Consider the following 23,516-nt stretch of genomic DNA (forward strand, 5'->3'; position numbering starts at 1 on the left):
GTCTTCATCGATTCGTAGGGGAACGACTCTAGCAGCTTGCCGCGGGGCTGCGGCGCGGACCGGAGCCGGCCCGCCGGGCGCGCAAGCGACGGCCGGCAAGTACGGCAAAGCCGTCCCCGCGGCCGGCGCCGGGGCCCCATAAAAAGAAAACGGCCGGGGAAGCCCCGGCCGTTTTCCTGGATCGTTGCCGCTGCCGCAAAATCAGAAGCGGTAGCGGAAGCTCACCTGAGCCGCCCAACGCGAGATGCCCTTCTCGTCGTAGATCTGCTCGGGATCCGGGGTGTTGAAGCGGTAGACGTACTTGCCGGTCGCCGGATCGACGCCGCCGTACTCGACCACGCCGCGCATGCCCGGGAACGCCACTTCTTCGACGCGGCCCCACTTCTTATTGATCATATTGCCGACGTTCATGATGTCCACGGCCAGCTCGGCCTTGTGGCCGGTCATGAAGCCCGGCAGTTCCTGCGCGATGTGCAGGTCGAACTGGTTGACCCACTTGCCGCGCACGTCGTTGCGCTTGGCGACCTGACCCAGGTGGCTGCGCAGGTACTCGTTGCCGTTGACGAAGTTCCAGAACGCCTGCTCTTCGGCCGGGTTGCGGAACAGCACGTCGCCCATGCTCTTGGGGATGTACAGCAGGTCGTTCAGACGGCCGTCGCCGTTGGCGTCGTTGTCGAACGCGTAGCTGTACGGACGGCCCGAGCGGCCTTCGTACACCAGCGAGACGATGGTGTTGTAGTCGCCGAAGAACGCGTGCTTCCAGTTGACGTTGGCGGTGAAGCGGTCGCGGATCTCGTAGGCCGAACGCGCGGCGACTTCTTCGTTGGCCTGGAACACGCCGACATTGCCGAGCTGCGAGCTCGAGGTCGAACTGGTCAGCGGGCTGACTTCGGTGGCGTGGGTGTAGGTGTACGCGACGCCCCAGGCCCAGTCGCTGTTGTTGAACGGCTTGTTCAACGACACGGTGAACTGCTGGCTTTCGCCCTTGGAGGTGTTGCGGGCGATGATGGCGTCGTTGTACAGGGTCGAACGGGCGGCGCGCGCGTTGGTACGGCTGCTGACGCAGGCCGGGCCGCCGGCAAGGCCGGTTTCGTTCAAGCACGCGGTACCGTCGCGGTTCCAGCTCAGCGGGCTACGGCCAGCCGCGTCCCAGTAGATGTTGCGGCCGTCCTGGCCGACGCGCTGCACCGCGCCGAGGTTGAGCTGCTGGTAATACAGCGCGTCCTCGACCTTGGTCACCACGCCTTCCACCGCGGCGACGATGCCGTACCACGGCAGCTCGGTATCGAACGCCAGGTTCGCCTTCCACACCGACGGCAGGCTCAGGTCCTTCTCGATGAAGTCGACCGATTGCTGGCCGCCGGTGCCGGGGTTGAACAGGCCCAACTGGGCGTTCGGATCCGGGCTGAAGCGGGTGATGCCGTTGGTGAACAGGTAATCGGTGTACGAGATGCCGTTGTTCGAGTACGGGTTGGCCAGCCACACGGTCGGCGAACCGCCCTTGAACAGGCCGAAGCCGCCGCGCAGCTGGGTCGGGCGCTCGCTGTCGAAGGTGTAGTTGAAGCCGAAGCGCGGCTGCCACAGGTCGCTGCCGTCGATGGTCGCGTCGTTGCGGGTGCCGAACAGGTTCGAGGCGGCCGCGTTGAAGGTCGGCTTGTCGTCGACCATGGCGCGGTCGTAGCGCACGCCGAAGGTCAGGGTCAGGCGATCGGTGAGCGCCCAGGTGTCCTGCGCGAACAGGCCGAGGTTCTTCTGGGTGAAGCCGGCGGCCATGTTGTCCAGGTCGCCGCCGCGCGGGGCGAACAACTGGTAACGGCCCGAACGGCCGGCGCGGTAGTCGGCGATCGAGTTGAAGGTGTAGACGCCGTTGATGCGGCGGCCGAACAGGTTGTAGACCTCGTTCGACTCGTAGTCGGCGCCGAACTTGACGGTGTGGTCGCCGAGGAACAGGTTGCCGGCGAAGAAGCCGTTCCAGGTCTTGGTCTCGAGGATGTTGGCCTGGGTGTTCTCTTCGGTGCCGAAGTTCAGGGTGTTGCTGCCGACGCGCACGCCGATGGCCGGCAGGTCGAACTGCGGATTGCGCACGGCGGAGTAGTCGCGGTACGAGACCTTGGCTTCGGTGGAGAAGCTGTCGGTCCAGTCGCTGAACAACTGCGCGGTGTAGGTCTTGAACTCGAAGTCCTGCACGTAGTGGTACGAGCTCAGCGCCAGCGAGTTGCTGCCGAAGCCCTGCAGGAACGCGGTGCTCTGCTTGCTCTGCGCGTAGCGGAAGTTGGCGCGGTGGCGATCGCTGATGTTCCAGTCGATCTTCAGGCCGTATTCCTCGCTCTTGGTGTCGAGCGACGGCAGCGCCAGACTACCCGGATCGAAGCCCCAGACGTTCTTGGAGATGTCGATGATCTCGGCGATCTGGGCCGGGGTGATGTTGACGATGTTGTTGGCGCCCGAGCCCGGAGGACCGAAGCTGGAGTTGCCGGTGAACAGTTCCTTGCCGGTGTACTTCTCGTAGTTGGCGAAGAAGAACAGCTTGTCCTTGATCAGCGGGCCGCCGAAGGTGCCGCCGTAGGTGCTCTCGCTGTCGAACAGCTGCGGACGCACGCCGGCCGAGTTCTTGCCCGACCAGTCGTTGTCGCGGTACACGCCGTAGACCGAGCCGTGGAATTCGTTGGTGCCGGACTTGGTGACGGCGTTGATCACGCCGCCGGTGCCGCCGGCGATGGTGACGTCGTAGTTGGCGACGTCGATCGAGACTTCGTCGATGACGTCCATCGAGAACGGCTGCTTCGGGGTCGGAAGGCCGTTGCCGCCGAGGCCGAAGGAGTCGTTGGTGCTGACGCCGTCGACGCGGATCACGTTGTAGCGCGGGTTCTGGCCGCCGACCGAGATCTCGTTGCGCGACTTGTCGGTCTGGACCACGCGCGGGTCGAGGCGGACGAAGTCCTGCAGGTTGCGGTTGATCGTCGGCATCTGCTCGAGCTGCTGACGGGTCACGACCGAGCCGGCGCCCATCTTGTTGGCCGAGAACACTTCCGAGGTCGCCGCGGCGACCGCCTGGACCGCGCCCAGGGTGGTGACCGAGTTGTTCAGCGAGACATCGACGTTGTTGACCTTGTCCAGGTTCAGGTAGACCCCGTCCTGGCTGGCGGTACCACCGCCTTCCTTGTTGATGAGGACCGTGTACGGGCCGCCGACGCGCAGGCCGCGGGCGTTGTAGCGGCCGTCGGCATCGGTGGTGGCGCGGCTGACGGTGCCCGATTCCGTATGGGTGATCGTCACTTCGGCATTGGCGACCGGCTGGCCGTCGGCGCCGACGACGCGGCCGGCGATACCGGCGGCGTTGCTCTGGGCGAGAGCCGGAGCGGTGGCGATTACTGCGAGCAGACCAAGCGTGAGCTTGGACATGCGGACGCGGTTCTGGTAGGTCATTACGATGGCCTCGGTACAGTGGAATGCGTGGCGGAGTGGGTCGACCGGCGCGGCGATGCGCCACAGCCGGTCCCGACCTGCGTTATTTGGCTAGCCCCTGAACCCGCGCGACGCCGTGCGCCACCGGGGTTAACAGCAGTTTAACAGGCTAGGCAGGGTGTGTGACAGAGACGTGACCGGCATCAAGCCTTGTCACACGGTGACTGTGTCCACACCTGAACTGCCATGCAGCGCAAAGTTGTATAAACCTCGCCCAGCGCCCGCAGCCATGCGGGTGCGAATGGACGCCGGGGCGCATCGCCCGCGCACGGGAACGCCACTCGAAATCGCGAACCGGCGCCCTGCCCTCGCCCACGCCGGCCGGCACGGGCGCGACCGTTCGTCGGCAAGCCCGCGCAAGGCCTACCGCGGCCGCTGCGGATGCACGTCCGGAAGTTCGGTTCGGGAGGGCGCCGGGATTGCCGGCGCGAGTCGCGGTCCGGCCGCGCGGCGGCCGGCGCGGTTACGGCGGACCCGGCAGGTAGGCGCCGAGACCGTCGAGGATCATCTGCACCGAGATCGCCACCAGCAGCATGCCCATCAACCGCTCGATCGCGATCAGTGCGCGCCGGCCGAGCAACTTGTAAAGAATGGTGGCCGAGAACAGGATCGCCGCGGTCGCGCCCCAGGCGATCATCAGCGCCAGGCTCCAGTCGCCGAGGCGTTCGGGGTCGTTGCTGCCCATCAGCATCACCGCGGCCATGCCCGAGGGGCCGGCCACCAGCGGGATCGCCATCGGCACGATGAAGGGCTCGCCGTCCGGGATCTCGCCCATCAGCCCTTCCGGCGGCGGGAAGATCATGCGGATGCCGATCAGGAACAGGACGATGCCGCCGGCGATCGACACCGACTCCTGACGCAGGTGCATCAGCTCCAGCGCGTACTTGCCGCCCCACAGGAACACCATCAGCACGCCGAGCGCGATCAGCAGCTCGCGCGCGAGCACGATGCGCTGGCGCTTGGGCGGCAGCCCGCGCAGCAGGCTCAGGAACACCGGGATGTTGCCGAGCGGGTCGAGGATGATGAAAAGCAGCAGCGCCGCCGAAGCGATGGTCATGGCGGCGGCCTCAGGCGTCCGGCGTCCACAGCGCGCCGCGGTGGGCCGCGCCGGCCGCCGACAGCAGGGTCACGCAGGCGCCGGCGTAGGCCGACGGCTCGCGCGCGCTGCGGTCGTTTTCCTCGACGTAGGCGCGCGCGCGCAGCGGCGTGCGCATCGGCCCCGGACGCAGGCCGGACACGCGCACGCTGGAATTGCCGAGCTCGGCATGCAGGATCCCGACCAGCGCGGCGAGCCCGTGCTGGGCCGCGCCGTAACCGCCCCAATAGGCCTGGCCGACCCGCTTGGGATCGTCGAGCGCGAACACCAGGGCGGCGTCGCCGGCCTTGGCCAACAGCGGCAGGCAGGCCTGCGACAGCCACCACGGCGCGGTCAGATTGATGTGCACGGCGCGCGCGAACGCGGCCGGGTCGGTCTGCATCAGCGGGGTCAGGCCGGGGAAATCGGCGGCGCAGTGCAGCACGCCGTCGAGGCGGCCGAGTTCGGATTCGATCCGCTGCGCCATCTCGGCGTAGTCGTCGGGCTGCGCGCCTTCCAGATCGAGCGGATACAGCAGCGGCTCGGGCCCGGCCTGGGCCGCCGCGTCGTAGACCCGGTTCAACTTCGGCAGCTTGCGCCCGAGCAGGACCACGGTGGCGCCGGCGGCGGCGCAGGCCACCGAGGCGGCCGAACCGAGCCCGCCGGCGGCGCCGCTGACCAGCACCACGCGTCCGGCCAGCGCACCGGCCTGGGAATCGCTCGAACGCACGGCGGCCTGGGTCACTGCGTCTGGGTCTCGCTGATCATGCGCGCCAGCTCGCCCGACTCGTACAGCTCCAGGGTGATGTCGCAACCGCCGATCAGCTCGCCGTGGATGAACAGCTGCGGGAAGGTCGGCCAGTTCGAATAGCGCGGCAGGTTGGCGCGGATCTCCGGGTCTTCGAGCACGTTGACCGTGTGCAGCGACGTCGCGCCGGCGGCCTTGAGCGCCTGCACCGCGCGACTGGAAAAGCCGCACATCGGGAACTGCGCGGTGCCTTTCATGAACAACACGACCGGATGGGACTCGACCTCGGTCTGGATCCGTTCGATAACCGACATGGGTACTGCTCCTGACAAGGTTTGTTGCCGAGTTTGACGGTTCGGCAAGCCTGGGTGGGGATAGAATATGAATTGTAAGCCTTCGCGGCGTCGCCGACGCGTCCGCTCCCGGAACCCAACGGTCCACTGCCGCAAGGTTCCGGGCCCGGAACGCCGGCTGCGGCGCCCTCCGCTAGCCAGCCCCCTCGAATCTCCAGGAGCCCGCCAATGGCCATCGAATTGCCTGCCCTGCCCTACGACCGCACCGCGCTGGAGCCGACCATCTCGGCCGAGACCATCGACTACCACTACGGCAAGCATCACAAGGCCTACGTCGACAACCTCAACAAGATGATCGAAGGCACCGAGTTCGCCTCGCTGTCGCTGGAGGAGATCATCAAGAAGTCGCAGGGCGGCATGTTCAACAACGCCGCCCAGATCTGGAACCACACCTTCTATTGGAACTGCCTGTCGCCCAAGGGCGGCGGCGAGCCGACCGGCAAGCTGGCCGAGCTGATCGCCAAGGCCTTCGGCGACTTCGCCAAGTTCAAGGAAGAGTTCACCAAGACCGCCATCGGCACCTTCGGGTCCGGTTGGGCCTGGCTGGTGCAGCGTCCGGACGGTTCGCTGGCCCTGGCCAGCACCCCCAACGCCGCCACCCCGCTGACCGGCGAAGACACTGCGCTGCTGACCTGCGACGTGTGGGAACACGCCTACTACATCGACTACCGCAACGCCCGTCCGAAGTACGTCGAGTCGTTCTGGAACCTGGTCAACTGGGACTTCGTGTCGGCGAACCTGAAGTAAGCCGCCTCACGAAACTCAGCGCTGTACCGAACGGCCGGGGAAACCCGGCCGTTCTTGTTTGCGCGCTGGCCGGGGCAACCCGGCCGTTTTCGTTTCCGCCGCCGCGCGCGGGACCGGTCCGACGCCCGCTTTGCGTTGCCCCGAAGTACGGATGGCGAATGCAACGGAGGCGCGGGCATGAACAGGTCGCAGGCGGGTGCGGGGCGGATAGCGGATCGGAACCGGTTCGGATTCCGGCTGCGCGCCGCCGTCGCCGCGCTGATCGCGACGCTGGCGCTGCTGGCCGGCTGCGGCGGCGGCTCCGGCACGACCTCCGGCGGCGCGACCGGCGAGGCCGCCGAGCCGCCCGCGGCGAGCGCCGACACCGGCCTCAACCAGACCGACCCGCGCTGGGTGCGCCAGTCGCAGCCGCACGCCCGGATCGCGGTGGTGTTCATCCACGGCATCTTCGGCGACACCCTGGGCACCTGGACCCACGCCAACGGCAAGAGCTTCTTCGACTACCTGGCCAGCGCGCCCGAGGTCGGCGACAAGGTCGACATTTACGCCTTCGGCTTCACCTCGCGCATGTTCGGCCAGGGCTCGCAGGACATCCGCGAGGCCTCGATCAAGCTCAACGACTATCTGCAGTACCACGGCGTCGACCAGTACGACACGGTGGTGTTCGTCGCCCACAGCATGGGCGGGCTGGTGGCGATGCGCGAGTTGACCGAGCACCCCAAGCTGAGCGCCAAGGTGCCGCTGATGGTGTTCTACGCGACGCCGCAGGAAGGCTCCGACATCACCCGCATCGCCCGCTACGTGGTCAGCAACAACGCGATCCGGCAGATGCTGCCGGCCGACGGCAACGATTTCCTCAAGGACCTCAGCGACCGCTGGAGCAACCTGCGCGGCAGCGGCCAGGCGCCGAAGGTGATCTGCGCCTACGAAACCATGAAGACCCACGGCGAACTGATCGTGCCGTGGAGCAGCGCCACGCGCTTTTGCGACGAGGCCGCGCCGGGCATCGCCGACGCCGACCACCTCAGCATCGTCAAGCCCGACCGGCAGGAGCACGAGTCGGTGGTCAAGCTGGTGGTGGCGCTGCGCAAGTACGCGCTGCCGCGGATCCAGGACGCGAGTTGGGAGACCCCGGAGTTCGTGCCCGACGCCGATGTATGGCGCTACACCCTGCTCAACGCCGACGAAATCAACCACGCCGGCCTCATCAACCGCAGCGACACCGCGCAGAACTTCCGCATCGCGCTGCCGCAAGGTTCCAAGCTGCTGATCTTGCCGGAAGTCACGCCGCAGCGCGTCGCCGCCGGCGCGCGCGAAGACCTCAAGCTGCTGGTGTTCGGCGCGCCGCAGCCGGAATACCGCTTCGGCCTGCAACTGGCGTCGCTGCCCGAACGCACGGTGGTGGTGCGCATCGCCGACCTGGCCGCGGCGCAGGCGGCGCGCGCGCGCGCGCTCGAACACACCGCGCAGGCGATCAACGCGCACATCGACGCCGGCGGCGAGGCCGCGTTCGCCGAACTGCCCGACAGCGAGAAGTGGCAGCAGGTGGCGCAGGCGGCGCAGGACTCCATCGCCGCGAGCGCGCCGGAGCTGCCGGCCGGCGCGCGCTGGGCCGCGGCCGCCGAGGCGCTGTCGGCGCTGGGGTTGGCGGATTCGTCGAAGGTCGCGCTGCGCACGGTGGCGCAGGAGTTTCCGCAGACCGCGCGGGTGCCGGCGGTGCTCGACCTGGACAAGAAGGTCGAGGTGCAGGTCAAGAAGAAGGCGGTGCTGGAAGGCCCGCAAAGCTTCCGGCCCAAGCCGGTGTCGCGGGCGATGCTGCTGCCGGTGCAGGCGTCGACCGAGGCCAAGCCCGGGGCGGCCGCGCTGCCGTCGAGCCGGGTCGGTACGCTGGCCGGCCAGACCCGCCGGCTGCCGTCCGAACAGGGCAAGCCGGAACGGATCCGGCCCGAGTCGGCCACGCCGCGCGCGGATGCGCTCGATCGCGCAAGCGCGCTGCGTCGCGACTCGGTCCTGCGCGAGGCGGCGGTGAGCCGGCCGCACATCCAGGCGGACCTGCCCGGACCGGCCCAGCCGGTCGCGGCGCGGCCGCTGGCGCAATGGGAACTGCGCGAACCGCCGGCGGCCGCCACGACGGCCGCGCCCGTAGCGACGCCGCTGACCACGACCTCGGTCGTGCCGGTCGCGACGACGCAAACGCCGGCCGTGGGCAAACCGCTCGCGTTGCCCGTGCAGGACGCCGGCAAGCTCAAGCGCGTCGACCTCGAAGCGGCGCGGTTGCAGGAGCGTTGACCACCGCGCTTGCGGGCCGGGCGAATGCGCGACCCGCTCGCAGCCGCCCTGCCCGATCAAGACGCCACCGTCGCCCGCGCCTCGACGCCTCCCCATCCGACCGCCGGCATTTGCGCGCCAACCCGCACGAGCGCACGCTCAGCGCCGCCGCGCACCGCGGCTTACCGGACCACCGCGCTCATGGCCTCGCCGATCGCCGCCACCGCCCCGTACTGGGTTCCCGCACTGTCGATGCTGCTGATCTTGCGCCGCATCCGCCGCAATTTCGGCGTGCAGCCGTGGCGGCCGGTGCGCAGCGGTTTCCGCCTCGGCATCCTGGTCCTGGCCGCGGCGATGCTCGGCGTGCTCGGCGCGTTCCAGCCGCAGCTGGCGCTGGGCCTGGGCATCGGCGCGGTGCTCGGCGCCCTGCTCGGGCTGCTCGCGCTCAAGCACACCCACGTCGCCTGGCGCGACGGCCGGCGCACCTACACCCCGAACCCGTGGATCGGCGGCGCGCTGACCGCCTTGCTGCTCGGCCGCCTGGCCTGGCGCTACACCCACGAAGGCTTCGCCGCGGCGCAGGCGCCGAGCGCGCTGACGATGGGCATGGCGACGGTGTTGATCGGTTATTCGCTGGTGTACGTCGTCGGGTTGATGGTGCAGATGCGCAGATTGGCCCTGCAAGCTTCGCCGCTCAGCGATACGCCATCGTCCAGCCCAAGCGCGTGAACGCGGACTGGGTGAGCGAGAAGCTCGTCAGCAGCAAGGCCATCGCCGCCAACCGCAACCACCACGGGCTGGGCTCGGGCCGATCGCCGTATTCGTTCTGGTAGCGCGTTCCTCCGGCGAGCCACAGCGCCAGCAACGCCGGCGGGGCCAGGAACGGAACCAGCAAGACCAACGACCAGAATCCCGACAAACCGATGTCGTGGAAACGCCGCCACGCCCACGCCGCCAGCGCGGCGAGCAATAGCGGAAAACTCCACGAAAACGCGCGTTGCGGATCGTCGGCCGCCAGCACCGCGCCGGCCTGCGCGCACAATGCGGCCGCCGAGCCGAGCATGAAGACGGCGCGGCCGCGGCGACGTTGCGGGAGCGGCCGCGCGTTCGGCGGCCGGTAGGCGTTGAAGTCGTCCATACATTCGATCCTTTGGCGACAACATGGTGCGCAAGCGACGGCTGGCGGCGCAACGCGCCGCGTCCGGCGCGTCCGCGCCCCCGGTCGAGCTTCGATCCAGGCGCGGCCGCGTCAACTGCGTTCGAACCGGCACGCCTGCGGCGCGCTCAGACGCCAGCGGAAATAGAACCCCAGGCGTCCGCGGCGGTAATCGCATACGGCGCGGTCGCCGGTGCGCAGCGCAGCGTATTCGTGCTTGTCGATTTGCAGCGAGACCACCGCGCCGCTGCGCGAGTCGCGCAAGTACACGCCGTAAGCCGTCGAGCGGCCGTCCTCCACCCAGCGGTCGATCGCCACGCCGTCGAAGCTCACCGCTTCGCTGCCGGCCAAGGCGTTGGCGACGTACACGTAGGGCCAGCTGAAGGCCGCCAGGAAGAACGCGAGCACCCACGGCGCCAGCAGCGCCGTCCAGGTCGACGAACGCAGGCTCCACATCGGCCAATGGCGGACCAGCGAGAAAGCCGCCAACGCCAGCCAGAACAGCAGCAGCCAGCGCCAGACCCGGTCGTGGTCCGGCTCCTCGGGCACGAACAGGCAGCAGCCCGGTTCGATCGAGATCAGGCTCAGCAGCGCGCCGGCGAAGTGCGCGACCAGCAACCAGCCGACCGGCCCGGAACGCAACAGCGACGCGGCCGCGCGCGGGGAGCGCGACCGCGTCGGAATGATGATCAGGCCAGCCTCGCGATCACCGGCGCGACCTGCTCGTCGCGCGCCAGCGCCGCGCCGACCCGGCGCAAGGCCGCGGCCAGTTCGGCGTCGCTGTCGGCGCGCAAGGTCGCATGTCCGACCTTGCGCCCCTCGCGCGAGGACTTGCCGTAGTCGTGCCAATGCCCGCCGGCTTCGGCCAGCACCGGTTCGGCCGCCGGCATCGCGCCGATCCAGTTCAGCATGCAGGCGTGGCCGAGCATGCGCGTATCGCCCAACGGCAGGCCGAGCACGGCGCGCAGATGGTTCTGGAACTGCGAGGTCTCGCTGCCTTCGATGGTCCAGTGGCCGGAGTTGTGCACGCGCGGCGCCAGTTCGTTGGCCAGCAGCACGCCGTCGCGGCAGAACAGTTCCAGCGCGAACACGCCGACGTAGTCGAGCGCGTCGGCGAGCTTGCGCGCGTGCGCGATCGCGGTCGCGGCCAGCGCCTCGTCGGCGCGGGCGGGTGCGAGGCTGGCCGAGAGCACGCCATCGACGTGCCAGTTCTCGGTCAGCGGCCAGGCGCGGAACTCGCCGTCGCGGCCGCGCACGGCGACCACCGACAACTCGCGTTCGAAACGCACGAAGCCTTCCAGGATCAGCCCGACGGTGTCGGCCTGCGCGCCGAGCGCGGCCCAGGCGGCGTCGGCGTCGGCCGGCGTCTTGATCCGGAACTGGCCCTTGCCGTCGTAGCCCAGGCGGCGGGTCTTGAGGATGCATGGGGTGCCGATCGCCGCCAGCGCTGCGTCGAGTTCTTCGCGCGAATCGATCGCGGCGAAGTCCGGCACCGGGATGTCGAGCTCGCGGAACAGGGTCTTCTCGGCGAGCCGGTCCTGCGCCACCGCCAGCGCGCGCGGGCTCGGGAACACCGGCCGGCGCTCGGCCAGCCAGCGCGCCGATTCGGCCGGCACGTTCTCGAAATCGAAGGTGGCCACGTCGATCTTCGAGGCGAACTCGTCGAGCGCGGCCTGATCGGTGTAGTCGCCGACGACCATCGGCGCGAACTGGCCGGCGCAGGCGTCGGCGGTGTTGTCCAGGACCAGGAACCGCAGGCCCAGCGGCGCACCCGACAGCGCCAGCATGCGGGCCAGCTGCCCGCCTCCGAGGATGCCGACGGTGGTCATTGGCGCGGGTCGTCGTTGGCCAGCACGTCGTCGGTCTGGCGCGCGCGGAACGCGCTCAGCGCCGCGCCGATGGCCGGGTATTCCGGCGCCAGCAGGGCGGCGGCGAACAGCGCGGCGTTGGCGGCGCCGGCGTTGCCGATGGCGAAGGTCGCGACCGGGATGCCGGCCGGCATCTGCACGATCGACAGCAGCGAATCCATGCCGTTGAGCGCCTTGGACTGGACCGGCACGCCGAGCACCGGCACCGCGGTCTTCGAGGCCAGCATGCCCGGCAGGTGGGCGGCGCCGCCGGCGCCGGCGACGATCGCGCGCAGGCCGCGGCCGGCGGCGCTTTCGGCGTACTGGAACAGCACGTCCGGGGTGCGGTGCGCGGACACCACCCGGACCTCGTGCGGCACGCCGAGCGCTTCGAGCTTGGCGGCGGCGTGCTGCATGGTCTCCCAGTCCGAGCGCGAGCCCATGACGATGCCCACGAGCGGGGCGGGAGCGGCGGCGGACGAGGCGTTTGGATCGGACGAGGCTGGGGACATGGGACGTGCCTTGGCGCAAAGACGTATTCTAACGCCCTGTCCCGTCGTACCGGCATCAAACCGTATGGATCGCAAACTGCTCGACCTGCTCGTCTGCCCGACCACCCGGCAGCCGCTGTTCCCGCTCGACGGCCGCGGCCTGCAGGCGCTCAACGCCGCCATCGCCCACGGCGGCGTGGTCCGCGGCAGCGGCGACGCCCAGACCCAGGCGCTGCGCGAGGCGCTGGTCACCCGCGACCGCAAGACCGTCTACATCGTCGAGGACGGCATCCCGCTGCTCGACGCCGAGAACGCCCTGGCCACCGCCCAGGTCGAGGGTTTCCCCGCCGCATGAACGCCGCCGCCCGCGACCTGAGCCCGCCGCCGGCGGCCGAGATCGAAGCCGACGTCGCCGACGCCCTGGCCGAAGACCTCGGCAGCGGCGACGTCACCGCCGACCTGCTGCCCGACAGCGCCGACATCGCTTACCTGTTGTGCAAGGAGGACGCGGTGATCTGCGGCCGGCCGTGGTTCGACGCCGTCCACCGCGCGCTCGACCCGCAGGTCGAAATCGACTGGAAGGTCGCCGAGGGCGACCGGGTCGCCAAGGGCACGGTGCTGGCGACCCTGCGCGGCCGTTCGCGCGCGCTGGTCAGCGCCGAGCGCGCCTCGCTGAACTTCCTGCAGACCCTGTCCGGCACCGCCACGGTGACCGCGCAGTACGTCGCCGCGGTCGCCGGCACCGGCACCCGCATCCTCGACACCCGCAAGACCCTGCCCGGCCTGCGCCTGGCGCAGAAGTACGCGGTGCGCTGCGGCGGCGGGGTCAACCACCGCATGGGTCTTTACGATGCGGTGATGCTCAAGGAAAACCACATCCGCGCGGCCGGCTCGCTGGTCGCGGCGATCCGCCACGCGCGCGCGCGCCACGCGGGGCTGCCGCTGATCGTCGAGGTGGAGACGCTGGAGCAATTGCGCGAAGCGCTCGGCGAAGGCTGCGACCGCATCCTCATCGACGACTTCGACGCCGCCGCCCGCCGCGAGGCGGTGCGGATCGCGCGCGCGGCGCCGTTCGACGGGCGCATTCCGCTGGAAGTCTCCGGCGGCGTCGATCTCGACGGGGTGCGCGCGATCGCCGAAGACGGGGTGGACTGCATCTCGATCGGCGGCTTGACCAAACATGTGCGCGCCATCGACCTTTCGCTGAAACTGGGGCCGCCGCCGGCCTGACCGGCGGCCGCGCCCCTTGCGTTGCGCCGTCCCCGCCGCCAAGAACCCGTCATGCCTACCTTGATCCTGCTGATGATCTTCGGCGCCGCCGCGTTCTCGTTCTGGAGCGCCGGCCGCGCCGCCGCCGAGCGCGCCGAAGTCGTCGGCCGCGACGCCTGCCGTTCCGCCGGGGTGCAATGGCTCGACCAGAGCGTGCACGCGATCGGCCTGCGGGTGATCCGCCGCGACAGCGGCTGGCTCGGCTTCGAGCGCACGTTCCGCTTCGACTACTCGATCGACGGCGAAGACCGCCACGTCGGCCGGCTGGTGCTGCGCGGCGACCGGTTGGTGGCGTTCAGCGGGCCGGTGACGCGCGAGCCTTCGCAGTTGCACTGAGCCGCGCTTCGCTTGCCGGCCAGAGCGGAGGCAGGCGACGGCAAACCCATCTGCCGTCATTCCCGCGAATGGGGCTCGGCTTTACTTCGGTAGAGCCGAATATCCAGGGCTCCGCCCACGCATGACTCTGAAGTCTCTGGATCCCCGCCTTCGCGGGGATGACAGCTGGTGAGCGCACCGCGAAACCCACCTGCCGTCATTCCCGCGAACGCGGGCCACGCTTTACTTCGGCGGAGCCGAACATCCAGGGCTTCACCGAAGCATGGCTCTGAAGTCTCTGGATCCCCGCCTTCGCGGGGATGACTCCTGGTGAGCGCGCGACGCAACCTACCTGGCGCCATTCCTGCGAATGCGGGCTCCGCCTTTGTTCCGGCGAAGCCGAACGTCCAGGGTTACATCGAAGCACGCAGCAGCGCGGCCGCGACCTGCGACCGAAGCAAATCCCATCAGGCACGCCGCTCCCGCAAGCAGGAGCAGCGCGCTTACTTGACGATGCGCAAATGCCCGCCGCGACGCGGCGTCGGGGTGTGCGGGCCGTCGTCGTCGCCCTCGGGCGCGGGGTCGCTCGGCACTGCGCTGAGTTGCGGCGGCGCGCCGGCTTCGGACGTCTCGGGCGCTTCGTCGAGCGCGGTCTCTTCCAGGCTCGCGTCTTCCGGCAAGGCCATGCCCTGCCCGGTTTCGCGCGCGTAGATCGCCAGCACCGCGCCGACCGGCACCGACACCGGATGGCTGACGCCGCCGAAGCGCGCGCTGAAGCGGATGAAGTCGTTGCCCATCTCCAGATGCGAGACGGCGCGCGCGGCGACGTTGAGCACGATCTTGCCGTCCTTGACCGCGTGCGAGGGAACCTGCACCGCCGGACGCGTGGCATCGACCAGCAGGTGCGGGGTCATGCCGTTGTCGGCGATCCATTCGTACAGCGCCCGCAACAGATACGGGCGGTGGCTGGTCATCGAGGTGCTGCTTTCGCTCATGCGCGCAGTTTAACGCCTGACGCGCCCGGACACAGGACCCGCGACGCATCGCCGGCGCAACCGCGGCGATCGCGCCGCGCGCGGCACAGCGCGCGGCGGCCGCCGGCGCCCGGGCCGCGCCTGCGCCCTGCCGCGCGAACCGGACCCGCCGCGCCGTCCGGCCGCGGCCGGCTCAGATCGGCGGCAGGTCGCGCAGCTTGCGTTCCTGGTCGGTCAGGCTGCGGGTGAAGCCGGGGTTGCGGAAGATCCGGTTGCCGTAATCCTCGATCGCCTTGCCGTCCTTCGGCAGCGGCACGTCCAGCGACGGCAGCCGCCAGATGATCGGCGCCATCGCGCAATCGGCCAGGCTCATTTCCGGGTTCAGGAAGAACTTGCTGGCCTTGAACAGCGGCACCGAGGCGGTCAGCAATTCCTTGAGCCGCTTGCGCGCGGCCTCGGCCTGGACCTTGTTGCCCATCTGGATCGCCTGCACCTGCGGCACCCAGTCGTGCTCCAGGCGCAGCATCGCCAGGCGCAGGCGCGCGCGGGACAGCGGGTCGACCGGCATCAGCGGCGGATGCGGATAGCGCTCGTCGAGGTATTCGCTGACCACGCTGGCCGCGTACAGGACCAGGTCGCGCTCGACCAGGGTCGGCACCGAGTGGTACGGGTTGAGATCGACGAGGTCTTCCGGCGGGTTCTGCGGGTCGACCGGGATCAGGTCGTAGCTGACGCCCTTGGCCGCCAGCACCAGGCGCACGCGGTGGCACAGCACGCAGTCCGTGGACGAAAACAGAGTCAACGCATTACGCATACGGGGGCTAGCCGCCATCATCGACCTCTCCAACGACCGGAATCCGCCAGTCGCAAGACGCCCTCCACCCTGCGTGGAAGGTCGTCACGGCCTCGAGTCCGTCACCGGCTTTGCGCAGGTTGTCGGCTCGCCAGACCGTCAACCCTAACGGAAAACCCGCGCTTGTGGCGCGGGTTTTCCAGGCGAACTCCGTCAATGTTCCACGTCGCGCCAGTACTCGGTCTTCAACAAATAGGCGAGGAAGGTGAACAAGGCCAGGAACAGGATCACCCAAACGCCGAGGCTCTGGCGCTTGAGCGCCGCCGGCTCGCCGGCGTACTCGAGGAATGCGGTGATGTCGCGGGTCGCGGTGCGGAAGCCGTCGGCGTCGAGCTTGCCGGGCTGCTCGATCTTCAGGCCGTGCACCGGGCGGTCGCCGGTGGCCTTGTCCGCCTCGCCGTACTCGGCGTGCTGCAGGCCCTGCAGCTCCCACAGCGGGTTCGGCATCGAGGCGTTCGGGAACAGCTTGTTGTTCCAGCCCAGCGGCCGGGTCTCGTCCAGATAGAACTGGTTGAGGTAGGTGTAGACCCAGTCGCTGCCGCGCACGCGGGTGATCAGGCTGAGGTCCGGCGGCATCTTGCCGAACCACTGGTTGGCGTGTTCCGGGGTCAGGCTGACCTGGATCTGCTCGCCGAACTTGGCGCCGGTGAAGTTGAGATTGTTCATCACCTCGTCTTCGGTCAGGCCAAGGTCCTCGGCCATGCGCGAGTAGCGCAGGTACTTCAGCGAGTGGCAGCCCGAGCAGTAGTTCATGTACAGCTGGGCGCCGCGCTGCAGCGAGGCTCGGTCGTTGAGGTCGGTGCCCGACTGCAACAGGGCGCCGCCTTCGGACGCGAAGGCGGTGGCCGACACGAGCAGGCCGGCGACGAAGGTGGCGAGCTTCTTCACGATGCGGGTCTTCTTGAAGGACGGCTGGCTGTGGTTAGTCATGCATCGTCACCCGTTCCGGCACCGGCTTTGTTTTGTCCAACTTCGTCCACAAAGGCATGGTGATGAAGAAGAAGAAGTACAGGAAGGTCAGCACGCGGCCGATGATGGTCTCGACCGGATCGGTGCCCGGCCCGGCGCCGATCTTGCCGAGCCACAGGAAGCACACCGCCAGCACGCCGAGCATCAGCTTGGTGATCCAGCCGCGGTAGCGGTGCGACTTGACCTTGCTGCGGTCCAGCCACGGCACGAAGAAGAGCACCGCGATCGCCGAGAACATCACCAGCACGCCCGAGAGCTTGTGCGGAATGACGCGCAGCATCGCGTAGTACGGGGTGTAGTACCACACCGGCTTGATGTGCTCCGGCGTCACCAGGCGGTTGGCCTCGGTGAAGTTGTCGTGCTCGAGGAACCAGCCGCCGAACGCCGGCGCGAAGAAGATCACGAACGCGGCCAGGATCAGGAAGAAGCCGACGCCGACCAGGTCCTTGACCGTGTAGTACGGGTGGAACGGAATGCCGTCGAGCGGCTTGCTCGCGTCCCAGCGGTTGCCCTTCGGGCCGTACTTGATGTCGACGCCGTCGGGGTTGTTGGAACCCACTTCGTGCAGCGCGCCCAGGTGCAGCACCACCAGCAGCAGCAGCACCAGCGGCAGCGCGATCACGTGCAGGGCGAAGAAGCGGTTGAGGGTGGCGTCGCCGGGCAGGTAGTCGCCCATGATCCACTCGGTCAGGCCGTTGCCGATCACCGGGATGGCGCCGAACAGCGAGATGATGACCTTGGCGCCCCAGAACGACATCTGGCCCCACGGCAGCACGTAGCCCATGAAGGCTTCGGCCATCAGCACCAGGTAGATCAGCATGCCCAGGATCCACACCAGCTCGCGCGGCTTCTGGTACGAGCCGTACATCAGGCCGCGGAACATGTGCAGGTACACGACGATGAAGAACATCGACGCGCCGGTGGAGTGCATGTAGCGGATCAGCCAGCCCCACTCGACGTCGCGCATGATGTACTCGACCGACGAGAACGCGTCGGCCGCGGACGGCTTGAAGTGCATCGTCAGGAAGATGCCGGTGACGATCTGGTTGACCAGCACCAGCAGCGCGAGCGAGCCGAAGTAGTACCAAAGATTGAAGTTCTTCGGCGCGTAGTACTCGGTCATGTGCTTGCGGTAGACCGGCATCATGCCGGGGGCGCGCGCGGTGACCCAGTCGAAGACGTTGTTGGCGGTACGAGTCAGGATGTTGGCCATGGCTTACGCCCCCTTCGCCGGATCGACGCCGATCACGATCGTGTTGTCGTTCTCGTAGTGGTGCGGAGGCACCAGCAGGTTGATCGGCGCGGGCACGCCCTGGAACACGCGGCCGGCCATGTCGAAGCGCGACTTGTGGCAGGGGCAGAAGTAGCCGCCCTTCCATTCCGGATCGAACGGTTCCGGGCGGATCTCGGCCTTCATTTCCGGCGAGCAGCCCAGGTGGGTGCACAGGCCGACCAGGACCGAAATCTCCGGCTTGATCGAACGCAGCTCGCCGGTGATGTAGGCCGGCTGCTGGTCCTTGTTGTCGGACTTGGGATCGCGCAGATGGCCGTCCAGGGTCGGCAGCGCATCGAGGATCGCCTTGGAGCGCTTGACGATCCAGATCGGCTGGCCGCGCCACTCCAGGATCAGGCGCTGGCCTTCGGCCAGGCCGGTGATGTCCGCGGTGATCGGCGCGCCGGCGAGCTTGGCGCGGGCGCTGGGATTCCAGGACTTGATGAAAGGCACCGCTGCAAAACCGGCTCCGACCGCCCCGACCACCGCAGTGGTGGCGGTCAGGAACCGACGTCGGCCCGTGTTGATAGGATCGTGGACCCCTTGGTTGGCCATCCGGCACTCCGCGAAAGCTGCAATTCGAGGGTAACGCCGCACAACCCGAAACCGATGGCTAAACCAAACACAACCACTGGCGAAAGGCTGGCGGCTCAAAAGACGGGGAAGTGTAGCGGAACCGTTAAGGGCGCGACAATCCGCGCCCTTGCAAAACCGCGACGAGTCTCGCCCGGACGCGACGGCGCGCACAAGCCACGGATTCGCAAGGCTTTCGCCGCGCGCGCCGGCGGCCGGCGCGCAGCCCATGCGCGCCCGGCGGCGGCGATCGCGGCGCGCGTGCGCGGCGGCGGCTTTGCAGGTGCGGCCCGCGCGCCTGATCGGATCGGCGCGGCGGCCTTGCCGCTCGGGTCGGTTCGCGCAAGGGCGTTCAGGCGGATTCGCGCGCCGCGGCGCGCGGCGCGGCGACGGCCTCAGCGCTGCACCACGGTCGCGGCGCGGTAGCGCTGGGCCAGGACCGCGACGCGCTGGACGTAGCGCTGGGTCTCGGCGTACGGCGGCACGCCCTTGTACTTGTCGACCGCGCCCTCGCCGGCGTTGTAGCCGGCCGCGGCCAGGGTCAGGTCGCCGTTGAAGCGCTTCAGCAGCCAGGCCAGGTATTGCACCCCGCCCTGGATGTTCTGGCCGGCGTCGAAGGCGTTGCCGACCCCGAACCGGCGCGCGGTGCCCGGCATCAGCTGCATCAGCCCCTGCGCGCCGACCCGCGACATCGCGTTCGGGTTGTAGGCCGATTCGGCGTGGATGATCGCGCGCACGATCGCCTCCTCGACCCCGTGCTGGCGCGCGGCCGCGGCGATCTCGCCGGCATAGGCCACGGTATTGAGCCGCAGGGTGCCGAAGTTGACCCCGGGCTGGGCGGCGCAGGCGAAGCAGGTCTCGATGAAGCTGTAGCGGATGGTGCGCATCTGGGTCGCGCTGGCCAGCCCCTTGGGCCGCTTGCTGACGTAGTGGCGGACCCCGTCTTGCACATAAGAATAGATTTCGCCCTGGACCAGCCGGGTCGGCGGCTTGGCCGGGACGATCGGCGCGACCGGCGCCGCGGGCGCGGCCGTCCCCGCGTTGAGCCCGCCGGCGGCCATCGCCGCGGCGGCGCCGCTGTAGCTGGCCGGCGGGTTGCTGTGCGCCGAAGCCGGGATCGACGCGTCGCCTGCGGTCACCGCGCCCATCGCCGGCTTCGGCGGCGCGTAGGACACCGGGACCGGGTCGCGCGCCCGGCTGGACTTGGGCGTGTATTGGCTGACGACCGTGCAGGTCGCGCCCTTGACCTTCTTGCTGACGTAGCTGCGCTCGCCGCCGGGGCCGTCGCAGCGCCAAAGCGTGCCGGCCGCCGCCGGCGCGAACGCCAGCAACCCCAGCACCCCCAACAGCAGCGAGCTCCCCCTCATCCGGCGCAGTGTCCCCCGCCGCGGCGGGACTGCCAAGTGGTTGATTGCAAAACGTGACCGCGCGCGCGGCCTGGGCCCGCAAAGCCGCCGCAACCCGGCCGCGGCGCGGCCCGGCCTGCGCCGGTGCGGCGGCCCGGCAGCGGCCCGGGCCGAGGGGCCGCGCTCGTTTCCCCCGCCGCTTCGGGGGATAATCGCCGGTCCTTCCCTTCCGGCGCGGAATAACCGCCGCCCTCCCCGGACCCGCACATGACCGACCTGCACCCCCTGCCCGGCCTGCCGGGCGCCGCCCCGCCTTCGCGGCCGGGCGCCAAAAAACTGTTCATCGAGACCCACGGTTGCCAGATGAACGAGTACGACTCGGCCAAGATGGCCGACGTGCTCGCCGCCAGCGACGGCCTCGAACTGACCCAGGACGCGTCCGAAGCCGACGTCATCCTGATCAACACCTGCTCGATCCGCGAGAAGGCGCAAGAGAAGGTCTTCAGCCAGCTCGGCCGCTGGAAACAACACAAGCAGGGCGAGCGCCAGGTCATCATCGGCGTCGGCGGCTGCGTCGCCTCGCAGGAAGGCGCGGCCATCGTCAAGCGCGCGCCGTACGTCGACCTGGTGTTCGGCCCGCAAACCTTGCACCGCCTGCCCGAGCTGATCCGCGCCAAGCGCGAGACCGGGCAGCCGCAGGTCGACATCAGCTTCCCCGAGATCGAAAAGTTCGACCGCCTGCCCGAGCCGCGCGCCGAAGGCCCGAGCGCGTTCGTCTCGATCATGGAAGGCTGCTCGAAGTACTGCTCGTTCTGCGTGGTGCCCTACACCCGCGGCGAGGAAGTCAGCCGTCCGTTCGAGAACGTGCTGGTCGAAGTCGCGCAACTGGCCGAACAGGGCGTGCGCGAGATCAATCTGCTCGGACAGAACGTCAACGCCTACCGCGGTCCTTATGGCGAGGGCGAAATCGCCGACCTCGGCCTGCTGATCCGCACTATCGCCGAACTCGACGGCGTCGACCGCATCCGCTTCACCACCTCGCACCCGCTGGAGTTCTCCGACTCGCTGGTCGAGGCGTACCGCGACGTGCCGCAGCTGGCCGACTACCTGCATCTGCCGGTGCAGGCCGGCAGCGACCGCATCCTCTCGGCGATGAAGCGCGGCTACACCGCGCTGGAGTTCAAGCAGAAGATCCGCAAGCTGCGCGCGGTGCGGCCGAACATCTCGATCTCCTCGGACTTCATCGTCGGCTTCCCCGGCGAGACCGAAGCCGATTTCGAAAAGACCATGAAGCTGATCGAGGACGTCGGCTTCGACCAGTCGTTCTCCTTCATCTATTCGCGCCGCCCGGGCACCCCGGCCGCCGATCTCGAAGACACGGTCACCAGCGAAGAAAAGCACGCGCGCCTGTCGCGCCTGCAGGCGGCGATCAACGCCAACGCGGCGAAGATTTCCCAGGCGATGGTCGGCAGCGTGCAGCGGGTGCTGGTCGAAGGGCCGTCGCGCAAGGACCCGAACGAACTCACCGGCAAGACCGAGAACATGCGTTCGGTGAACTTCCCCGCGCCGGCGCGGCTGGTCGGCCGCTTCGTCGATGTGGTCATCACCGAGGCCCTGTCCAATTCGCTGCGCGGCCGGGTACAGTTGGGCGACGACCAAGCCGCCGCCTGAGCCGGCCGGAGCCCGCACCGCATGCAACGCGACTTCAGCATCCGCGAAATCGGCGCGGACGAATTCGAACGGGCCTGGCCGATCTTCCGCGAAGTGCTCGCGCGCGGCGAAAGCTACAACTACGCCGCCGACCTGAGCCTGGACGGCGCGCGCGCGATGTGGACCAGTACGCCTTACCGCATGTTCCTGGCCGAAGCCGACGGCGGCGAGGCGCTGGGCTGCTACAAGCTCGGCCCGAACCAGCGCGGCCGCGGCGACCACGTCGCCAACGCCAGCTACATGGTCGCCGAAGCCGCCTGGGGCCAGGGCGTCGGCACGGCGATGTGCGAACACTCGCTGGCGCAGGCGCGCAAGGCCGGGTTCCTGGCGATGCAGTTCAACTACGTGGTCAGCAGCAACGCCGCCGCGGTGCACCTGTGGACCAAGCACGGCTTCGCCATCGTCGGCCGGGTGCCGGAGGCGTTCCGCCATCCGAGCCTGGGGCTGGTCGATACCTACGTCATGCATCGGATGCTGTAACGCGTCGCGCAGCCTTTCTGTAGGAGCGGCGCGAGCCGCGACCGCGCCAACGCAACGACGACGCCCCCAACCTACCCGACGAATGCCGGAATGCCGGCGACCTGCGCTCGGCTTTCAGGTTCGCAAGATAGGTAACTGACGCGGTAGTTGCGTTGGCGCGGTCGCGGCTCGCGCCGCTCCTACAGAAAGCCAAGCCTGTACCGCTAAGCCATGAACCCCAAATCCCGCGCCGCGAAATTGCGCAGGTTCGGGAAGATCAGATCCAGATCCGAATCCGCAACCCCGAACCAGCGCGCCAGCGTCGCCGCGTACTGGTCCACCGCCGTGGTCGGAATGATCTGGCCCCATCCGGCATCGTCGTCGCCGCCGTTGACCAGCGTCGGCATGCGCCCGAAAAAGCGCCCGCCCTGCACCGCGTCGCCGACGACGAAGTGATGCCCGCCCCAGCCGTGGTCGGAGCCGTCGCCGTTGGACGACAGCGTGCGGCCGAAGTCCGAAGCGGTGAACGCGGTGACCTTGTCGGCCACGCCCAGCTCCACCGTCGCCGCGTGGAACGCGGTCAGCGCCTGCGACAGCCGCGCCAGCAGCGCCGGCTGCTCGCTGAGCAAGCGGTCGTGATGGTCGAACCCGCCCATCGAGACGAAGAACACCTGGCGCTTGAGCCCCAGCGTCTGCCGCACCTTGATCATGCGCGCGACCATGCGCAGCTGCGCGGCCAGGTCGCTGTCGGGAAACACCGTCTGCAAATCGCTGGACGCGTCCAGCGCGGTGCCGACCGCGTCGGCGTTCTCGCGCGCGCGCCGGAATGCGTTGGCGTAGCTGCGGCCGAACATGTGCTGTTGCTGGTTCGGCGCCATCAGCGCGAGGAACGCGCGGCGGCTGTCGCCGTCCCACTCGAAGCGGCTGAAATAACGCGGGCCGTCGTTGCCGATCACGTACTGCCCGCCGCCCGCGGCGCGCTGCAGAATGCTTTCGAAGTTCAGCGACACCGACATCGGAATGAACGCATCGGGATTGGCGTCGTGCAGCAGGTCGGAGATCCGCCCGGCCCAGCCGAGGTTGCGGCCGTCGTCGCTGCGCGAGACCTGCCAGTACTGCTGCTGGTCGTTGTGCGAGAACAGCTGCGGCGGCAGCTCGACCGCGTGGTTGGCGTAGTCGGCCTTGCTGACCGGCCGCACCAGGGTGCCGACGTTGCCGAGCACCGCGGCGTGGCCGCCGTTGAACAGGCCTTGCAGCCCGGCCATGCCGACCGCATCGCCCTCGCTGGTGCAGATCTGCAGGCCGTAGTCGGCGCCGTCGGAAGCGCCGCCGCCGGCCAGCGCGGTCAGCGGCAGCAACGAGGCCTGCGGCACCGCCAGGGTCGCGCGGGCCTGGGCGTACTGGCGGTAATGCGCGTCGTCGCGCGGCACCAGCATGTTCAGCGAATCGTTGCCGCCGAACAGGAACACGCACACCAAGGCCTTGTAGTCGTCGAAGCTGGCCGGCCCGTAGGCGCGCGCAGCGGCCTCGACCAGGCGCAGATTGCCCAGGGCCGAGTACAGCGCGGCGCCGCCGAGCGCGGAGGCGATGGAATTGCGCAGGAAGTCGCGACGTTTCATGACTGC

At 69.0% G+C, this 23,516-nt stretch carries 23 protein-coding genes; 8 read left to right on the forward strand and 15 right to left on the reverse strand.

What is annotated here, in order from left to right; translation table 11 throughout:
• Window positions 1-201: 201 nt before the first annotated feature.
• The 4 genes from JHW38_RS08780 to grxD all read right to left on the reverse strand — a co-directional run bounded on the left by JHW38_RS08780 (window position 202) and on the right by grxD (window position 5,602).
• The gene (locus JHW38_RS08780) at window positions 202-3,402 is read right to left on the reverse strand and encodes a TonB-dependent receptor (protein ID WP_404585290.1); all 3,201 of its coding nucleotides are present in this window, start codon (window positions 3,400-3,402) and stop codon (window positions 202-204) included.
• A 526-nt stretch (window positions 3,403-3,928) separates the two neighbouring features.
• Window positions 3,929-4,522, reverse strand: coding sequence for a YhgN family NAAT transporter (locus JHW38_RS08785; protein ID WP_207525571.1), 594 nt, complete (start codon window positions 4,520-4,522; stop codon window positions 3,929-3,931).
• A 10-nt stretch (window positions 4,523-4,532) separates the two neighbouring features.
• Window positions 4,533-5,285 (reverse strand): SDR family NAD(P)-dependent oxidoreductase, encoded by a 753-nt coding sequence (locus tag JHW38_RS08790; protein ID WP_242691283.1) that lies wholly within the window; start codon window positions 5,283-5,285, stop codon window positions 4,533-4,535.
• The gene (gene grxD / locus JHW38_RS08795; RefSeq protein WP_207525572.1) at window positions 5,282-5,602 is read right to left on the reverse strand and encodes a Grx4 family monothiol glutaredoxin; all 321 of its coding nucleotides are present in this window, start codon (window positions 5,600-5,602) and stop codon (window positions 5,282-5,284) included. The genes JHW38_RS08790 and grxD overlap by 4 nt, the downstream gene beginning before the upstream one ends.
• 207 nt (window positions 5,603-5,809) lie before the next feature.
• Between grxD and JHW38_RS08800 the strand changes: the two genes are divergently transcribed.
• The 3 genes from JHW38_RS08800 (at window position 5,810) to JHW38_RS08810 (ending at window position 9,385) form a co-directional block, all read left to right on the forward strand.
• Window positions 5,810-6,388 carry a superoxide dismutase gene (locus tag JHW38_RS08800; RefSeq protein WP_207525573.1) on the forward strand — a complete coding sequence of 193 codons (579 nt, stop codon included), beginning with the start codon at window positions 5,810-5,812 and terminating at the stop codon, window positions 6,386-6,388.
• A 177-nt stretch (window positions 6,389-6,565) separates the two neighbouring features.
• Window positions 6,566-8,677 carry an esterase/lipase family protein gene (locus JHW38_RS08805; RefSeq protein WP_207525574.1) on the forward strand — a complete coding sequence of 704 codons (2,112 nt, stop codon included), beginning with the start codon at window positions 6,566-6,568 and terminating at the stop codon, window positions 8,675-8,677.
• A gap of 180 nt (window positions 8,678-8,857) precedes the next feature.
• Window positions 8,858-9,385, forward strand: a complete 528-nt coding sequence (locus JHW38_RS08810; protein WP_207525575.1) for a hypothetical protein — start codon at window positions 8,858-8,860, stop codon at window positions 9,383-9,385.
• Here JHW38_RS08810 and JHW38_RS08815 read toward each other — a convergent pair.
• The 4 genes from JHW38_RS08815 to purE form a co-directional block, all read right to left on the reverse strand.
• Window positions 9,351-9,794 carry a DUF805 domain-containing protein gene (locus JHW38_RS08815; protein WP_207525576.1) on the reverse strand — a complete coding sequence of 148 codons (444 nt, stop codon included), beginning with the start codon at window positions 9,792-9,794 and terminating at the stop codon, window positions 9,351-9,353. The genes JHW38_RS08810 and JHW38_RS08815 overlap by 35 nt on opposite strands.
• Window positions 9,795-9,905: 111 nt before the next feature.
• Window positions 9,906-10,454: a hypothetical protein gene (locus JHW38_RS08820; RefSeq protein WP_207525577.1), complete on the reverse strand. Its 549-nt coding sequence runs from the start codon at window positions 10,452-10,454 to the stop codon at window positions 9,906-9,908.
• 47 nt (window positions 10,455-10,501) lie between these two features.
• Window positions 10,502-11,641: a 5-(carboxyamino)imidazole ribonucleotide synthase gene (locus tag JHW38_RS08825; RefSeq protein WP_207525578.1), complete on the reverse strand. Its 1,140-nt coding sequence runs from the start codon at window positions 11,639-11,641 to the stop codon at window positions 10,502-10,504.
• Entirely contained in the window at window positions 11,638-12,171 is a 534-nt protein-coding gene (purE, locus tag JHW38_RS08830; RefSeq protein WP_207525579.1) for a 5-(carboxyamino)imidazole ribonucleotide mutase, read from the reverse strand. Before purE ends, JHW38_RS08825 begins: the two co-directional genes overlap by 4 nt.
• A 64-nt stretch (window positions 12,172-12,235) precedes the next feature.
• Here purE and JHW38_RS08835 point away from each other — a divergent pair, with 64 nt between their 5' ends.
• From JHW38_RS08835 to JHW38_RS08845, 3 genes are read left to right on the forward strand one after another with little or no spacing between them, the layout of a single operon-like run.
• Window positions 12,236-12,505 carry a Trm112 family protein gene (locus JHW38_RS08835; protein WP_207525580.1) on the forward strand — a complete coding sequence of 90 codons (270 nt, stop codon included), beginning with the start codon at window positions 12,236-12,238 and terminating at the stop codon, window positions 12,503-12,505.
• Window positions 12,502-13,380, forward strand: coding sequence for a carboxylating nicotinate-nucleotide diphosphorylase (gene nadC / locus JHW38_RS08840; protein ID WP_207525581.1), 879 nt, complete (start codon window positions 12,502-12,504; stop codon window positions 13,378-13,380). The genes JHW38_RS08835 and nadC overlap by 4 nt, the downstream gene beginning before the upstream one ends.
• A 51-nt stretch (window positions 13,381-13,431) precedes the next feature.
• Complete coding sequence (locus JHW38_RS08845; RefSeq protein WP_207525582.1) at window positions 13,432-13,755, forward strand: DUF3301 domain-containing protein; 324 nt, start codon at window positions 13,432-13,434, stop codon at window positions 13,753-13,755.
• A 482-nt stretch (window positions 13,756-14,237) separates the two neighbouring features.
• Here the strand turns inward: JHW38_RS08845 and JHW38_RS08850 are convergent, their stop codons facing one another.
• The 6 genes from JHW38_RS08850 to JHW38_RS08875 all read right to left on the reverse strand — a co-directional run bounded on the left by JHW38_RS08850 (window position 14,238) and on the right by JHW38_RS08875 (window position 19,743).
• Entirely contained in the window at window positions 14,238-14,729 is a 492-nt protein-coding gene (locus JHW38_RS08850; RefSeq protein WP_207525583.1) for a ClpXP protease specificity-enhancing factor, read from the reverse strand.
• A gap of 172 nt (window positions 14,730-14,901) precedes the next feature.
• On the reverse strand, window positions 14,902-15,540 hold the full coding sequence (locus JHW38_RS08855) for a glutathione S-transferase N-terminal domain-containing protein (protein WP_207525584.1): 639 nt from the start codon (window positions 15,538-15,540) through the stop codon (window positions 14,902-14,904).
• Between the two features lie 174 nt (window positions 15,541-15,714).
• Window positions 15,715-16,491, reverse strand: coding sequence for a cytochrome c1 (locus tag JHW38_RS08860; protein ID WP_207525585.1), 777 nt, complete (start codon window positions 16,489-16,491; stop codon window positions 15,715-15,717).
• A complete protein-coding gene (locus JHW38_RS08865; RefSeq protein ID WP_207525586.1) occupies window positions 16,484-17,743 on the reverse strand; it encodes a cytochrome b in 1,260 nt (419 codons plus the stop codon). The genes JHW38_RS08860 and JHW38_RS08865 overlap by 8 nt, the downstream gene beginning before the upstream one ends.
• A 3-nt stretch (window positions 17,744-17,746) precedes the next feature.
• Window positions 17,747-18,358: a ubiquinol-cytochrome c reductase iron-sulfur subunit gene (petA, locus tag JHW38_RS08870; protein WP_207525587.1), complete on the reverse strand. Its 612-nt coding sequence runs from the start codon at window positions 18,356-18,358 to the stop codon at window positions 17,747-17,749.
• 413 nt (window positions 18,359-18,771) lie between these two features.
• Window positions 18,772-19,743, reverse strand: coding sequence for a lytic transglycosylase domain-containing protein (locus tag JHW38_RS08875; protein ID WP_207525588.1), 972 nt, complete (start codon window positions 19,741-19,743; stop codon window positions 18,772-18,774).
• A 246-nt stretch (window positions 19,744-19,989) separates the two neighbouring features.
• On the opposite strand from JHW38_RS08875, the gene miaB reads away from it, so the two are divergent.
• Entirely contained in the window at window positions 19,990-21,393 is a 1,404-nt protein-coding gene (miaB, locus tag JHW38_RS08880) for a tRNA (N6-isopentenyl adenosine(37)-C2)-methylthiotransferase MiaB (RefSeq protein ID WP_207525589.1), read from the forward strand.
• Between the two features lie 21 nt (window positions 21,394-21,414).
• Window positions 21,415-21,912, forward strand: coding sequence for a GNAT family N-acetyltransferase (locus tag JHW38_RS08885; RefSeq protein WP_207525590.1), 498 nt, complete (start codon window positions 21,415-21,417; stop codon window positions 21,910-21,912).
• A gap of 203 nt (window positions 21,913-22,115) precedes the next feature.
• On the opposite strand, the gene JHW38_RS08890 is transcribed toward JHW38_RS08885, so the two are convergent.
• Window positions 22,116-23,510 carry a DUF1501 domain-containing protein gene (locus JHW38_RS08890; protein ID WP_207525591.1) on the reverse strand — a complete coding sequence of 465 codons (1,395 nt, stop codon included), beginning with the start codon at window positions 23,508-23,510 and terminating at the stop codon, window positions 22,116-22,118.
• Window positions 23,511-23,516 lie beyond the last annotated feature (6 nt).

The organism is Lysobacter enzymogenes (genome assembly GCF_017355525.1).
In the GTDB taxonomy this organism is placed as follows: Bacteria; Pseudomonadota; Gammaproteobacteria; order Xanthomonadales; family Xanthomonadaceae; genus Lysobacter; species Lysobacter enzymogenes_C.